This window comes from Embleya sp. NBC_00888, assembly GCF_045207655.1.
Lineage (GTDB): Bacteria > Actinomycetota > Actinomycetes > Streptomycetales > Streptomycetaceae > Embleya.
In genome coordinates, this window is sequence record NZ_CP108784.1 from 7845027 (window position 1) to 7860042 (window position 15016).

Annotated in this window: 13 protein-coding genes; 5 read left to right on the forward strand and 8 right to left on the reverse strand. The window is 70.3% G+C overall.

Going from position 1 to position 15016, the window contains the following annotated elements; all coding sequences use genetic code 11:
* Positions 1 to 186 precede the first annotated feature (186 nt).
* Together OG948_RS33225 and OG948_RS33230 are read right to left on the reverse strand one after the other, a co-directional pair.
* Positions 187 to 270 carry a putative leader peptide gene (locus tag OG948_RS33225; RefSeq protein ID WP_395867460.1) on the reverse strand — a complete coding sequence of 28 codons (84 nt, stop codon included), beginning with the start codon at positions 268 to 270 and terminating at the stop codon, positions 187 to 189.
* 591 nt (positions 271 to 861) lie between these two features.
* Positions 862 to 1458, reverse strand: a complete 597-nt coding sequence (locus OG948_RS33230) for a TetR family transcriptional regulator (RefSeq protein WP_406300022.1) — start codon at positions 1456 to 1458, stop codon at positions 862 to 864.
* A gap of 87 nt (positions 1459 to 1545) precedes the next feature.
* Here OG948_RS33230 and OG948_RS33235 point away from each other — a divergent pair, with 87 nt between their 5' ends.
* Entirely contained in the window at positions 1546 to 2322 is a 777-nt protein-coding gene (locus OG948_RS33235) for an NAD(P)-dependent oxidoreductase (RefSeq protein ID WP_406300023.1), read from the forward strand.
* On the forward strand, positions 2319 to 2696 hold the full coding sequence (locus tag OG948_RS33240; RefSeq protein ID WP_406300024.1) for a pyridoxamine 5'-phosphate oxidase family protein: 378 nt from the start codon (positions 2319 to 2321) through the stop codon (positions 2694 to 2696). The genes OG948_RS33235 and OG948_RS33240 overlap by 4 nt, the downstream gene beginning before the upstream one ends.
* Before the next feature lie 585 nt (positions 2697 to 3281).
* Here the strand turns inward: OG948_RS33240 and OG948_RS33245 are convergent.
* From OG948_RS33245 to OG948_RS33260, 4 genes are all read right to left on the reverse strand, one after another.
* Positions 3282 to 3890, reverse strand: a complete 609-nt coding sequence (locus OG948_RS33245) for a TetR/AcrR family transcriptional regulator (RefSeq protein ID WP_406300025.1) — start codon at positions 3888 to 3890, stop codon at positions 3282 to 3284.
* On the reverse strand, positions 3835 to 4107 hold the full coding sequence (locus OG948_RS33250) for a hypothetical protein (RefSeq protein ID WP_406300026.1): 273 nt from the start codon (positions 4105 to 4107) through the stop codon (positions 3835 to 3837). Before OG948_RS33250 ends, OG948_RS33245 begins: the two co-directional genes overlap by 56 nt.
* A gap of 1075 nt (positions 4108 to 5182) precedes the next feature.
* Positions 5183 to 5779 (reverse strand): RICIN domain-containing protein, encoded by a 597-nt coding sequence (locus tag OG948_RS33255; protein WP_406300027.1) that lies wholly within the window; start codon positions 5777 to 5779, stop codon positions 5183 to 5185.
* A 51-nt stretch (positions 5780 to 5830) separates the two neighbouring features.
* Entirely contained in the window at positions 5831 to 6433 is a 603-nt protein-coding gene (locus tag OG948_RS33260) for a hypothetical protein (RefSeq protein WP_406300028.1), read from the reverse strand.
* A 616-nt stretch (positions 6434 to 7049) separates the two neighbouring features.
* Here OG948_RS33260 and OG948_RS33265 point away from each other — a divergent pair.
* Positions 7050 to 7685 (forward strand): HAD-IA family hydrolase, encoded by a 636-nt coding sequence (locus tag OG948_RS33265; RefSeq protein WP_406300029.1) that lies wholly within the window; start codon positions 7050 to 7052, stop codon positions 7683 to 7685.
* 653 nt (positions 7686 to 8338) lie between these two features.
* On the opposite strand, the gene OG948_RS33270 is transcribed toward OG948_RS33265, so the two are convergent.
* Both OG948_RS33270 and OG948_RS33275 read right to left on the reverse strand, forming a co-directional pair.
* Entirely contained in the window at positions 8339 to 10096 is a 1758-nt protein-coding gene (locus OG948_RS33270) for a hypothetical protein (protein ID WP_406300030.1), read from the reverse strand.
* Between the two features lie 409 nt (positions 10097 to 10505).
* Positions 10506 to 11120 (reverse strand): TetR/AcrR family transcriptional regulator, encoded by a 615-nt coding sequence (locus tag OG948_RS33275; protein ID WP_406300031.1) that lies wholly within the window; start codon positions 11118 to 11120, stop codon positions 10506 to 10508.
* A gap of 123 nt (positions 11121 to 11243) precedes the next feature.
* Between OG948_RS33275 and OG948_RS33280 the strand changes: the two genes are divergently transcribed.
* Complete coding sequence (locus OG948_RS33280) at positions 11244 to 12806, forward strand: MFS transporter (RefSeq protein WP_406300032.1); 1563 nt, start codon at positions 11244 to 11246, stop codon at positions 12804 to 12806.
* Positions 12807 to 13913: 1107 nt separating this feature from the next.
* Positions 13914 to 14951, forward strand: coding sequence for a hypothetical protein (locus OG948_RS33285; protein ID WP_406300033.1), 1038 nt, complete (start codon positions 13914 to 13916; stop codon positions 14949 to 14951).
* Positions 14952 to 15016: the final 65 nt, after the last annotated feature.

The window sequence follows — 15016 nt, forward strand, 5'->3', positions numbered from 1 at the left end:
ATGCTCCCGAAATCTTCAGTACGCCGATGTCACCGAACACGACGAACGCACCGGGCACACCGGACGGGCCGGGCACGCCGGACGCCGGGTTCAGGCGCCGTGGCTGCGGTGATCGCCCGACAACCGCCGTCCAGCAGTGGACGTGAGCACGGGAAAGGGGGCGGGCCTACGGGGTCGAACCCGGAATCAGGCCTCGGCGCAACAGAAGGCGCTGGAGACACGCGAGAGGTCGACATGGCGTCGCCGCGTGAGCACCAATCGCGTCTGCATGTCGCCGATGCTCGCAGTCGACACCAACGATCGTCAAGATCCAACCCATGCCACCAACCGCAAGACACCAGCCGGAGAGCCCCGGCCCAAGAGCGCCACCCCACCGCACGGGAGCACTTCCGGCGGTGGTGGTCGGTGTGTTGCGGGTGGCGTCGGGTCTCGGTGGCGCGGCCCGAACGGGCCGCGTGGCCGGTTTCGGTGACGAGTCGGGTGCCGTCAGCGATGGCGGTGACGGCGGCTTGGCGGATCAGGCAGGTGAGGCTGCCGATGCGTCCGGCAGCACGCCGGCGGGTGGTGGGACGCGAGGCGGGGGAGTGCCCGCGTGGTGCGCGTTTCGGGTCGAGGGTGCCTTCCACTCCAGCGATCAACGTGCATCCACCCGCCGGCCGACCAAGGCCAGGCCGGGAAGGGACCGCGCAGGCATACCGGGCCACCCGACGGCAGATCCCGAGACAGGATCCCGAGACGCACCGCACGAGGTTCCCTGTACGGCGGCCGAACGCAGTCCGGCCGCTCGGCAATCCCCGGCACGCTGCTTCTCAGTTTCGCGTGGGCAGCAGGCCCCGCACACCGCCTCCCCGCCCCGCGAGGTCAGGCCGCCGCGCGGCGCGTCCCGCTCCGTACCCGTCCGCCCTGAAGCGCCGCCCGAAGTGTCGGCCCCAACACGCGTCGCACGTCGGCCGGGGACAGGCGTTTCGCAGCCGGCAGCGGTTGCAGGTACCGCGTGAAGATCAATCCGCCGATCACCGTGACGACGGCGGTCGCGCGCTCGGTCGCGTCCGTCCCCCCGAGATATTCAGCAATCTGCGGGAGCACCTCGCCGTCGAGGTACTCCCGCAGGACTGCCATCACGTTCTCGTCCTGCAGTGCGTCGCGGTTGACCACCGTGGCGTCCCACAGGTCCGTGACGGCCGCCAGGATCCTGTCGGCGACCCCTGCCGGGTCACCGTGCAGCGCCTCGGTGAGCCCCAGCGACTGAGCGCACTGCAGCTCCGTGACCTCGCCGAACAGCCGTTGTTTCGATCCGAAGTGGTACTTGATGAGCGCCTGGTCCACGCCGGCCGCCGCGGCGATGGCTCGCAGGGTCGTACGGCGGTATCCGTGCTCGAGGAACAGGCCGCGGGCGGCTTCGGCGATGAGCGCTCTGGTCGGCGGGTTGCCCCGCGGACGGCCCCGAGATTTATTCATCGTCTTTGAATACCACGCCTTCGCCCAGGCAGAGTCGGCGTCTGTCGAGCCCCGGGGACGTCCGGGGCGGGAACAAGGAGCGAACACATGCGCATCACCGTCTTCGGCGCCACCGGTCCGACCGGCCGCCGGCTCACCGACCAGGCCCTCGCCGCCGGCCACCTCGTCACCGCCGTCTCCCGGCGGGCCGATGCCCTGGCCCCCCGCGAGGGCCTCACCGTCGCCGGTGTGGATGTGGCCGACGCGGACGCCGTCGCCTCGGCGGTCGCGGGCAGCGACGCGGTGGTCTCGGCGCTGGGAGTGCCACCGACCCGGGAGTCGGTCACGGTCTACTCGGGCGGCGTACGGAACATCCTCGCGGGCATGGAACAACACGGCGTGAAGCGCCTCTTGGCGGTCAGCTCCAGCGTGACGGACCCCGCCTGGCGACCCACCGGCGAGCACTTCTTCAACCTCGTCATGGACCCTCTCGTCAATCGCAGGATCGCGAAGACGGCGCACGACGACATGCGCCGCATGGAAGCGCTGATGAGGACAAGCGATCTGGACTGGACGATCGTGCGTCCCGGCGGGCTCTTCGAGCACCACGAGGTGACGAACTTCGAAGTCGGCGAGGACAGCGTCGATGGCCTCTACACCGCGCGGACCGATCTCGCCGCCGCCATGTTGAGCCAACTGGAGGATGGTCGGTTCGTCGGGAAGGCCATGGGAGTGGCGACCCGAGACGTCCCGATGAGCATCCCCAGGTTGATCCTGCGCCAGGTCAAGGCAGAGAAGAAGGCCAAGGCGGAGAAGAAGGCCGAGGCGCGGACGAAGGCCGACACGCGCAAGAACGCCAACGCACTGCAGAAGGCGGGGAAGTGAACCCGTCTGCCGAGACGCTGTTGGTGTCTCCGAGCGTCGGGACGCTGACGACACTTCGTCCCGACGGCTCGCCGCACGTGGTGGTCGTCCGCTTCACCTGGGACGACGCGTCGGGACTGGTCCGGGTCCTGACGATCGACACGACACGCAAGGCACGGAACGTGTCGGCCACCCCGGGAAGCCGGGCCGCGATCTGCCGGCCGGCAGGCTTCCGGTGGATCACCCTGGAAGGCCCCGCGACGCTGTCCGCCGATGCGCGGCGAGTCGACGAAGCTGTCCGCCGCTACGCCGCCCGGTACGGCTCGCCGCCGCCTGATCCGCCGGGCCGCGTGGTCCTCGAGATCGCGGTGGACCGTGTATTGGGGATCCATTAGCGTCCACCGCTACACCACGATCAGCTCCGTTGCCGGCGGTGATTGCGTGCGATCCGGATCACCGGGGACCCGATGTGCGATCCGGGTCGCCGGGGACCCGATGTGCGATCCGGGTCGCAGGGGGCCGGCGGCACTCGCCTATGATCCCCCAACCCCCTCCGTTGCACAGCCGCCATTGGCCCGCCCCCGGCACTCCGCCGCAGTCGTCGAGCAGCCGGGCCACGTCCGCCGGAACTCCGGGTCGGGGGGGCGTCGTTCGTCGACCTCGCCGAACGAGGGAACGTACGGAGACACCACGCGCGGTCGACACGCAGGCCCACTGCCCGCACGCAGGACACCGCCCGACCGGATGCGGCAACGACCTGAACGTGAAGCTCGGCGCACCAGCAACACCGCGGAGTGCCCGATCCACGGTGATCTCTCGGTGCCCCAATCCTGGTCGGCGGATCCGGTCCGCGGGGCTTCGACATCGTCGCCCCCGGCGACGTCACCAACGACAGCCTCCCCGACCTGGTCGCCCGCAACAAGGCCAACGGCGACCTCCACTGCGCGCACCGTCATGACGGCAGGAAGAGCGTGACCGCCTCATGGCAGGAAGACGGCGACCGCCTCGTCGGCGAGGACGGCGGAGTGCGGGGCGTCCGGATCGGTTTGTGCCAGGTGCAACAGCCCGAGGATGGCCGCGTAGGCGACATGGGCCCGGGACGCCGCCCGGTCCGGTGTCAGGCCGAGCTCGCGGTAGGTACGAGCCAGGAGTTCCAGCCGGGCCCGGTTCACCTGGCGCACCACATCTTTGACCCGTGGGTCGTTGCGGTCGCCGAGCAGGCTCAAGTGCACCGATGGCGCCGGCGGTTGGACGGCGTGCACGACCGTGGTGAGCAACTCGCGCAACCGCTGTGCCGGATCGGTGATCGCGGCGAATTCGGCGAGGCTCTCTTCGCCGTGGCTTCGCCCCCATTCGGCGAGTGCTGCCGTGATCAGCTCGTCCCGGTTCCGGTAGTGCGCGTAGAAGCTGCCCTTGGTCACGCCGAGCGTCCGTGCCAGCGGTTCGACCCCGACCGGCCGACCACCGACCACCGACCACCGCAGCCCTGGGCTGTGCCGGGAGCGCCTCCTGGGAGTTCGAGGAACTCGACCATCAGACACCCGCAGTCGCGTGATCCAACTCCGGACGCACGGCCTCCACCGCCTCATCGAGACGGCGGCTGCGAGCCGGCTGGAGCGCCAACCCGCCGGCGAGACAAGGAACTTCCACCTCGAGGGCCGAGCGCAGCACCGCCACGGCATCGGCGACGCGGCCCGACTGCTTCAACCGCTCCGCCAAGGAGCCGACGGCTCGGCGGGCGTGTAGCCCGGTGGCGAGCAGACGCAACTCGTCCAAGCGGTCGTGCCGGACCAGGACCGCGGTCATTCGCGCGCGCCTACGTCATCCCGGCCGGCTGATCGGTCCCCGGGTTCGGGTGCGCGCACCATCGGCCCCGCCTGTAGCGGGTTCGCAAGCCCTGCCGTCACCGATATCCGCGCCTGTCCTGCGTCGGCGGCTCCACCGTCCAGCCGGAGAGGTGATCACGGGGGCGGGCGGAAGGGGCTGCGCGGTGGGGCGGGATCCGGGTCTGGACACGCTGGTGGACCACTTCACCCCGGACAGCGATGAGGCGGGGTGGTTACGGAGCAAAGCGGGGGCCACGAGGTTGGGCTTCAGTATTCAGCTCAAGTTCCTGACCTGCCGCGACCGGTTTCCCAAGGCACGGCACGAACTTCCCGTGGAGTTCCACTCCTCCAATCATCGGCGCAAGCCCGTCATCGAGGCCCTGAAGCTCATCGAGCGGCACACGGGCTCCTCCTCCAACCTCCACCACCTACCCGCCGCTCGGCGAGACCATCCCGCTGGACCGGCGTCGTGCGCAAGGATTGCAAGGAGTTCGCCATCTTCACCCCCGACAAGGGGCCCAAGCGCGTCGTGCGCCCGGTCTACGGGATGGATCGCATGCGCGTCGACTTGATCGACGGTCGTCACCAGCCGCCGAGCCCTCGCCTCCTTGGGGTTCGATGCCGAGTTCGTCAAGCTGCCGGAGCTGTCCCGGCCTGAGTTTGGCGCGTACCGCTGCTCGCCTCTGCTGCTGCGCCCAGGATCGGATGCCGTCGCCGCCGACGGTGTATCCGGGCACCAGCTCCTCAAGGGTGCCGTTTCGTGCTTTTCGTGTGCCCAGTGATAGGGCACAACGTCCTTCCTATGCCGCGGTGTTCCCGGAGGGTGGCCGGGTCACCGACCGGGCCTGCTCGGGGTTCGAGGTACGCCGGCCGCGGAGCGTGCGGCACGATGCGCCCGGTCGCCGCTCGATGCTGTGGCGTCGCGACTCAGGGGGAGGTTTCGATGTGCCGGACGGGCCGGCGGTGGTCGCCCGACCACCGCCGGCCCGCCCCTGACGTTGCGCCGGGGTGCTGGGCTCAGCGCCCCGGGGGTCTCGACGACGCCGGGACGGCCGTCAGACCTGCTCGAGCCAGAACATGTCGGCCGTATAGCGGTGTTGTTCGGTAACCGCGCCGACCACCGAGAAGCTCGGGATGGAGACGAACATCTTGGTGTGCTGGACCTGCATGACGAACGGCCGGGGGTGCGCCATGGGGCCGTCGCTGAAGAACAGTTTGAACCGCTGGTGCGGAAGGTTGTTGCAGTCCTCGACCTTGAGCATGGCGCCCTCGTGGGCGGCGCCTCCGGTGACGCCCATGCACCACGGGCCACCGGCCCACCTGGTGACGAATGTGTACTCGAAATCGTCGATGGGCCCGCCGAAGACCGGCCGAGTGCGGCACATGGTCCACTTCTCGTCGTCCCAGTCGTTCCAGGGCATTTGGATGACCCTGCCGTGCAGGGGTTCCCAGCGGTTCTGGTCGAAGTCGAGGAGCATGCCGCTGTTGGTGTGGATGATGTAGACGCCCCCACAGTCCATGTCCGACGGCCAGGACGGACCGGCCTGGGCGGTGGGCGAGGCGGTGAGGAGCATCGCCGCCGCGACGATCGTGGTGGTGACCGCGGCGACGAGGCGCCGGATCGGTAACAGGGTTCGGGTCGTACGCTTCATCGGTTCCCTACCATTTCGGGGTTGGTGGGACGGGGCGTGGGACCGGACCGATCAGCAGTGCAGGCGGGCACGGGCGACCGCGCGCACGGTGCCGGGGGGTTCGGCTTGGGCACACGAGACGGTGCCCTGATCGGGGAATGTGTAGGTGACGTACGTTCCCGTGCCGGCGCTGCCGCCGACCCAGACCCACTTGCCGGTGGTGGGGCCGGTGCGGCCGCAGATTTCCAGGAGCCACTGGCCTTCCACCCGCTCGGTGCCGCGGTAGAGCCCGTAGACACCGGGTTGGTTGAAGTGGACGTCTTCCGTCAGGGTGCTGGTCGTGGTGCTGCCGGCGCTGGTGGCGACGCTGAGACCGAACTTGGTGCCGACGCTGCCGAGGGTGGTCTTGTCCTCGGACGAGAAGTCGACGCTGTTGTTGACCGATGTGCTGACCGAGTTCACCTGGGTGAGGGTGCGGGTCTGGTCGATGGAGGTACCCGGCGCGATGGCGAAGCTGTCCCACTCGGTGATGACCGGCGTGAGCACCGCGGTGATGGGCGTGCCGCGATAGCGGGTGATGTTCGGGTTGCAGTCGGGCGAATCCGCGTACGCGGGGGCGGCCTGGATGCCCACGGCCATGCACGCGAGCGTCGTGAAGGCGGCGGAAGCGGCCATCGAGCGCCGTAATATCGGACGGGGAACACTACTCGTACCCACGGATCGACTCCTTCGATGGAGGAAAGCCGCTTCCTCCGCGCCGGCGAGGGAGCGCGTCGTTGCGGAGGGCGGCCCGCATGAGCGTGACATCGGTGACGTGGACCCCCCATCAACTCGTGGGATGGAAGCCGAGGACATCCCATCGGAGGAGTTGGCGGCGGTCGGTGATGTCGTGGTGACCATCCGACGTCATCCGGTCGCAGGATTGTCGGAACATGCGATCTTGTGGGAATGGCGCGTCGCGTGCATGCCGGCGACGTTTCGATGTCCGTGCAGGTCATAAGCCGTGTGAAGGGGCGTCCTGTGCGGGCGGGTTGCGGTGCCGAGTCCATCGCACGGGCGGGTCCTGGGTCGAATGGCACCGGCGAGTGCCGGCTTCGGCTCGGCCGCGCCGGATGAGACCGGCGGAGGATGTCCGCGGGGTCGAGGACGCGCATCGCGGCGGCTGTACGTCTTCAACGGGCGGCGCGCGCATCACGCCTGCGTGCGCACGCCTACGCCTCTCCGCCGATGATTGGGCCGACTACGCCGTCGAAGTGAGGTCGCGAACAACCACCACCAAGGAGTCCGCATCATGAATTCCCGCCCCTACGACGCCGTGCTCTGCGACATCGACGGCGTGCTTCGGCACTGGCCGAGCGCCGATGACCTCGAACGCAGCCATGGACTTCCCGTAGGGGCGCTCGCGGCCGCAGCCTTCACGCCGTCCCGGCTGCACCCCGCGATCACCGGAGCGATCACCGATGAACAATGGCGCTCCGCGGTGGCCGAGGACCTCGCTGGAATATGTGGGTCGACGGACCGCGCCCACGCCGCAGTCACCGCCTGGTCCGATCTGGTGCCAAGCGTCGACCACGAGGTCGTGTCTCTCCTCGCCCGGGCCCGTGCAGTCGCAACCGTCGCCTTGCTCTCCAACGCGACCACCCGGCTGGAGCGGGACCTCGCCCGACAAAGGCTCGATGATCTCGCCGATACCGTAGTGAACACCGCCCGTATCGGCCTGATCAAGCCCGACCCCCGGGTTTACCACCTGGCCGCCGAACGGGTCGGCACCCCGGTCCACCGCTGTCTGTTCATCGACGACACCGCCACCAACGTCACAGCAGCCCGCGAAGTAGGGATGACCGCCCTCCACTACCGACGGATCGAAGATCTCCGCACAGCCCTGACACCCCTCCTCGTCAGGGCACCAGACGCACAGGACACGTGACCCGCAGAGGCATTCGTACAGTTCCAATACCCGGCGGCACCATTACACCTGAGGATCACTCGCGAGTGTGGGCGTCGCCCCGCCGCCGGCCGCGGAGGAATCACGGTGGCCCTTGCCGCGCACGACGCGGACCAAGAAGGAGACGACGCCGTTCGTGCCGTTCACCAGCCTCGAAGGCCGTTCACCATCGACCACCTCGAAGACCTCACCGGGAACAACGCCCGCGAGCACGAGTACACGCGCGACTGTCGGCGTCTGCGCCGGCTGGGGTTCCCCGGCCTCAACCGGATGCTCGGTTCGACGTCATCGACCAGCCGTGGCTGCGCCAGGCGTGCGAACGCTTCATCCGGTGGCGCATCGACACCGAGGTCGGGCCGAGCAACATCCACGGCCAACACCACCCACCTGCGGCGCGCCGTCCACGAACGCCAACAGGCCGCACGCACTCGGACCCTGGCCCGCTCGACGACCTCACCCGCGGCGATGGCCACGTCTCGGTCTCAGTCCCGCGCGGTCGTCACACACGCGACGACAAGCGCCGCTACGTCTACCTCGGCATCCCAACGGCGGCAGCCATCGCGATCCGGCTCCGCGGACGATCGACCGGGGAGCTCCTGGTCTCCGAAGGAGTCGGCAGGCGGTTCCCAACGCGGCTATCGGCCGATTCCGTGCTCTCGTCGTGGGCCCGGGGGCGGTGTCCCTCGTGCTGGATCGGTGGCTTGCGGCGCGGAGCCCTCGCCCGGCGTTCGCCGCGGGACTTCCGGCCCCGATGCCTGTCCGGCGTGTGGGGCGGCACCCGGACGCGGCCCGCGCTCGGATGTCCTGGCGACACCGGGAGCGTCCACCTCGGGGGCGGGCTTCGGGTGGTTTCCGGGGTCGCGGTCGCCTGTCGGCCCGGACGTCGGCACGAACCCGGCGGCGGCGGCCTTGAGGCGGGACGGCGCGCCCGGCGGTGCCTCGCCTTGTCCCCCGCTCGCGTTCCCCGTTCCCCGGGCCCCCTCGTCGACCGCCGCGGACTCGGATGCGGCCTGTCGCTTCTCCGTGCGGGCCAGGGAGGCGTCGATTCCGGCGATGGCCGTGTCGGCCTCGCCCAGAATCCTGTTCACGCCCCTACCGTCCACGGACCACTCCGCGCCCGCGCCCGCCGACAGCCCCCGGCCGGCCGGTCCGATCACGTTCCCGTCCGCCCTCCCGTCGGGCTCGATACCGGAGCCCTGCACCAGCGAGGGCGTGTCCGGGTTCAGGACTGTGGCCGAGCGGTCCTCCAACATCTGGATACGGTCGGCGAAGACGTCGGGCTCTGTCGGTGTCGTACGGCCGTGCGCGAGATCCTCCAGGATCGCTCCGGCGAATTCCTTTCTGTCGGCGACGAGCTCGATGAACCCTTGGGGTGGGAAAGCCTCGGTGTGCTCCGCGAGTTGATTGCGGTAGCCCTCGGCTTCCCGCTCGAACTCGCGTGCCTGCACCGCCCAAGCCGCCTGCACGCGCTCGGCGATGTCATCCAGGGCCTCGACGGTCATCGGCAGGTCTTCCCTCCATTGGAGCCTGATCGACGCTGCCGCGTTCGGGATCGCGTCTCTGCTGAAGTCCTCGTATGCGGCGCCATCGGTGCTCGCGAACTCCTCGGCCGTGGCGTGCAGCCCGGCCAACTGGAGGCGGGTCTCGCTGTGCATCGCGTGGATCCGCTGCTCGACACCGGCCGCCCTCAACTGTCGGGCCGCGTCGGCCAGGAGGGCCGTGCCCGGGACGACACGGTCTCGGCTGTAGTGGTCGACCATGTCTTCGAGGGTGGTGGCCGTGATTTCGTCGAGGTCCGCGCGCAGGTGTTCCTGGGACGCCTGCCACTCGTGATAGTCGGCGAGCTCACCGGCACGTTCGTCGGCGGCCTGACCGGTGATCTCCCGCGGCCGTGGAACCAGGTTCCGGGCCACGACCGCCTCCCACACCTTCTCCCTGGTCCGGGCCGCCAGTTGCTCCTGGAACTTCTCGTCCACGGACCTTTCATCGGCGGGCTTCCGCGGCCCGGAGCGATTCCAGAATCCGCGGCGCTTCCCGCCGGCGGGTGCCTGCCCCCGGTCGGGCTTCCGGTTCTGCTTGCCCCGTCCGCTCGCCTTGTCCGCCTTCGCCGCGGCTTCCTGCTCCCGCTTGGCGGTCTCGTCGATCGTCCGGGCTTCCTGGGCGAGGTTGACGAAGGCCTGGCCCAAGCCGTTCATGCGGGGTCCGTCCAGAGCAGTCGCGCCAAGCGCCTCGTCCACGGACGCGTACCCGGAGAACCGGTACGTCGGGCGGCCGACCCGCCCGATCAGGTCGGGATCGCGCTGTGCGGCTCGTGCCCTGGAGTAGTCCGAGAGGATCCCCCGACGGATATCCCGCTTGCTCATGCCTTCGCCGAATCGATTCTGCCTGCTCATACCTCGCGGCGACGCTCCCTCGAACCACTTCGTACAACCGTGCCGTCCTATGTTCGCGTGTGATGGCGTGAGGGCGTGACGGCGCCCCCCGTTCCGCGTTCAGCGGCCGGGCGGCGTTGTGGGGATCATGGCCTGAGCGTGAGCGTGAGCCTGAGTCGGATGGCGGCGAGGGTGACGGTGCCGTGGAGGACATAGGCTCCCGAGTCCTCGCCGTCGACGACATCCTTGTGGAACTCCCGGCCTGCCGCCGGGGCGAGGTCGAATATTTGAAACCGGTGCTCCGGGCCCGAGGGGGCGGGGCGGTGTGGGCCCGCAGGTGGCGGGTGTTGCCGTCGCGGCCGCCCGTCGGTTGCCCGACGCGGTTGCCCGACCCGGGTGCCGAGCGTGGGCGACGCGGTGACTGCCGGGCTCAGGCCGGGCCGCGCAGCATGGGGAGCAGGACGTCGTCGACGACGGACACCACGAATTCGTCGGTGAGTTCCGCGGGTGCGCTCAGGTTTTGGTAGGTGATCATGGCCGGGCCGACGCGGGCGGTGAGGGGGGTCGCGGAACCGGGGCGTGTGTCGCCGCGCTCTTCCGCCGCGCGCAGGGTCTGCAGCATCAGGCGCCGGGTCGGTTCGGAAATGCGTTCGCGCACCATCGCGTGTGTGGCCTCGGACTGCTGCTTGACCGTCTGTAGTGCCGTGTCGGCGGTGATCGTGCACGCGCTGTGCAGGAACCGCAGGATCGCGATCAGGTCGGATCGCAGGTCGCCGGCGAGCGGGATGTCGTCGGCCGAGGGCAGTCGGTCGCGCAGCGCGTCGACGAGCAGGGCGTCCTTGTCGGGCCAGCGCCGGTACAGCGGGGCCTTGCCGGTCCGCGCGGCGGCGGCGACGCCGTCCATCGTCAGGCCCGCGTAGCCGACCTCGCGCAGTTGCTCGAAGGTCGCCTGGTAGATGGCCTGTTGGAGCTCGCGGCCGCGCCGTCGGGTGGGTGACGCCGCGGCGTGGCGGGGTTCTCCGGAGGGGGGTTCCAACGCGGTCACCTTTCTCGTCTGCGGACTCCAGTATCCCCATTCCCTTGTAAGAGACTATCCAGTCTCCTATAGTCCTCATAGGAGACTCATCTGTCTCTTAAATTCCCCTGTCCTGACCTTCGGAGGTCAGCCATGCCTTCTACCACCGCGTCCAACGGATCCGCCGCGTCCAACGCGTCCAGCGCATCCGAGGCGTCATCCGAAGCGCCGGCCGGGTCCTCACCCGGGTCTTCCGGCGGCCCACCCGGGCCCGGAGCCCGGGGGGTCGGCCTCGTACTCGCGGTCGTCACCGGCTCGATGCTGCTCATCGGCATCGACGTCACCGTGGTCAACCTCGCGCTGCCCGACATGGGCTCCGCCCTCCACCTCTCGCCGACCGCGTCATCGTGGGTACTCAACGCGTACACGCTCGCCTTCGGCGGCCTGCTCCTGCTCGGCGGGCGGCTCGGGGACGCATTCGGGCGCCGCCGGATGTTCCTCGCCGGCGTCCTGCTGTTCACCGCGGCCTCGCTGCTCGCGGGCCTCGCACCGTGGGCCTGGTGGCTGGTCGGCGCCCGTGTCCTGCAAGGCGTCGGCGGCGCGCTCGTCGGGCCCAGCACGATGGCCCTCATCGTCAGCACGTTCGAGGGACCCGCACGGGCGCGCGCCCTGTCGTGGTACTCGGCGGTCCTCGGCGGCGGCGCGTCCGTCGGCCTCATCCTCGGCGGCGTGCTCACCCAACTCGCCTCGTGGCGCTGGGTCTTCCTTGTCAACGTGCCGCTCGGCGCGCTGCTCGTCGCGCTCGCCATACGTGTCGTCCGCGAGCCGGAGCGGCCCGCCCCGGCCGTGCGCCCACGCTTCGACCTCGCCGGCGCGCTGACCGGCACCGCCGGAATCACCGCCCTGGTATACGCCTTCATCCGCGCGGCGTCCGATGGCTGGCACGACGGCCGCACCCTCGCGGGCCTCGCCGCCGCGGTCGTCCTCCTGCCCGCGTTCCGGCTGGTCGAGCGGCGCGCCGCCGAGCCCGTCCTACCGCTGCGCCTGGCCGTGTCCGGCACCCTTGCCCGGGTACTGCCCATCGTCGCGTTCTATTCGGCCGCGATGTTCAGCGTGCTCTTCATGCTCGGCCGGTACTTCCAGGAAGGGCGGGGCCTCGGCCCGGTCGAGAGCGGCCTGGCCTTCCTGCCCCTGATGGCCGCCCAGTTCACGATGGCCAGGCTCGCGCCCGCGCTCGCCCGGCGCGTGGGCACCGCGTGGCCGGTGGTGGTCGGCGCGCTCGCCTGCACCACCGGGCTCGTGTGGCTTGCCCGCCTCGGGGACGCCACCGGGTACCCGACGGGCGTCCTCGGACCGGTGATACTCATCGGAGCGGGCGCCGGCATCGCCATGACGCCGCTGAACATCTACGGCCTGTCGGGCGTCGCCGCGCACGAATCGGGCGCGGCGTCGGGGCTGTTGCAGACCACGCAGTGGATGGGCGGCACCCTGGGACTGGCGGTGTGGGTAACCGTGTTCGGCGCCGCGACGCGCGGGGCGCCCCCCACGCAGAGCCCCGAACACGTCCTTACACACGGTGTGGCGACCGCGTTCGGCGCCGCCGCCATCAGCGCCGGACTCGCCGCCGCCACGGCGCTCACACTCTTCCGCCCCGCGCGCCCGGCGCAACCGGATGAGACGACGCACGCCCCACTGTCCACCGAGCGGACGACGTAGCGGCGGAGCCATCCGTTCTTCAAAGCCGCGAAGAACGACTCGGCCACGGTGCCCATGTCTCATGAAGACGACTGAGAGATCCTCGTATACAGGGCGGGAACGAGCAGCCGTCGTGCTCTCGCGGTCACAGCGCCCGCGGTCACGGCGCCCGCGCCGGGGGCAACGGTTGCGCAGCCGTTCGGTGGCGATGCATGACGGCGCCGGCGACAGGGAACGCCCGGTCTTCGGGGCCCGTTGACCGGCGAAGGCGGACCGCCGATCGGACGCCGCGCACTGTTCGGGGCGGGATTTCGCGGTTGACCGACGAGGGGTCCACCCCGCCGACGACCGCTGTGAGTTCTCGGTTTTCTTCGGTGTGTGAGTGGGGTTCCGGGTTGTGGTCCAGGGCGTCCGCAAGCACGCCCGCCGCCACGGTGAGCGTGCCGGGGCTGGATGGATCGAAGTTTTCCCCGTTGTGTCGGTCGAGCTGGGCGGCTCGCGGGGTGTTCGGTTCTGGTCGAACCCCGGAACGTCGACCGTCCCGCGCCCGGCCGCGTGGTGGCCTCGACGGTCTTGTCGCCGTCGGCTGCGGACGGGGAGTCGACGCGTGTGGCGTCTTCGAAGGGTCGCGCAGGCGGTGGCGTGCGGTGTGCACACGGATGAACGCTTCCTGGACGATGTCCTCGCAACTGTCGGTGTCGTCCGAGAGGAGCGAGGCCAGTCGCGGCAGGGAACCGTGGTGGACGCGGTAGCCGGACGTGAGGAGGCCGGCCTCGAGCCGCTCGCGGCCCCCGGGGTCCGCCGATGTGGTCACCGGGGGTCGCCCGTGGTGGAAGGGCGGGTCGGACGTCGCGGCCCGCTACGGCGTCGAGGTCCTCGGCGACCGGGTCTTCGGCGGTGCCGGGCGTGGATTCCCGAGGGAGGAGTGCCCGATCGCACACAGGTGGCGTTCGGCGGCGCTGTCGGCTGCGGCGGGGTCGTGGTCTTTGAGACTGTGGAGAGATCCTGGCGACGCGGGCACGCAGCACCACGCCGGAGCAGGTGATCCCGCGCTTCCAGGAGTGGTGGACGGCCGCGCCCGCCGCGACGCCGGTGCGCCGGCGTCACGCCAGAAGAAGGGGAAACACCATGTCCGAAGCACCGATTGAGCAAGCAGCGGCCGGCGCCGCGCAGACCGCCGTGGTCGCGCTGCGGGTGCTCGTGTTGATCACGCAGGCGATCAGGGAGCGGGACCGGAAGAAACCCGAGGAGGGGAAGAAGTCACCGGCCGCCAAGGTGGCCGACCCGCTCGCCGAGGCGGTCCGGGAATCCCTGGCCGAACGCGGTATCGGGGATGCGGTCTTGGCATCCGGTCAGTGGCCGCGGATCCGCGCCGACCTGACCGAGTTGTCGGCGGCCGGTGTCGACGTCCGGCAGTTCTTGCGCGAGGCCACCCCGTTCCTGGAGCGGGTCGACGCCGAACGCGCCACCGCCACGGCGGGGAACGCGAACACGGCCGGGCAACAGGTGACCCGTGACCCGTATGCCGCACCGGCCGAGGAAACGCCGACACGGGAGGCGACGGAACGCCGAACCCTCGGCGAGTGGTTCGCCGGTCTGCGGCGCCGGACGATGGACCCCGAGGCGAGCCGAGCGGCTCGACTCGATCAGCACGGAATCTCACCGCAGCAGCACACGCAGTTGGTCATCATGACGTGCGCGACACTGGCCGACGAGAGCCGGGCGACCAGCTTGGTAATGGCTCGGGGGTGGCCCGACGTCGCGGCCCGGATGGTGAAGGCACACGAGGCCGGTCGCGATCCGCGCTCGGCATTGGCGGCGGTCCCGGAACGCATCGCGCAGGCGAAGGCCGCCGGCATCGAGCTGACATCCGTCGAGGCCGCGAGTGGACTGCTCCGAGACGCCGAGCGAGCGCGGTCCCAGCCGACGAAACAGGCCGCCCCCGGGCGTGCTGAAGGCACGACCCGAGCGGCCGGGCAGGGCCGAGCCGCAGGCGCGGCGCCCGGACAGGCACCGCCGCAGAGCCGAAGCGCCGCCGCGGCGGCGAAGTCCACCACGGTCGCCCCCGGCACCGCCCCGGCGCCGCGCAAGACGGCGTCCGGGGCCCGGCGGCCCAAGCCGACAGGAGCGCCACAGCAGGGGCAGGGACGCAGACGCGGGCAGTGAGAGGAGACCAGCGATGAAGCGTCGACAATGACCCTGCCGCCTCTTCCGCGGGGAGACCGACGGTC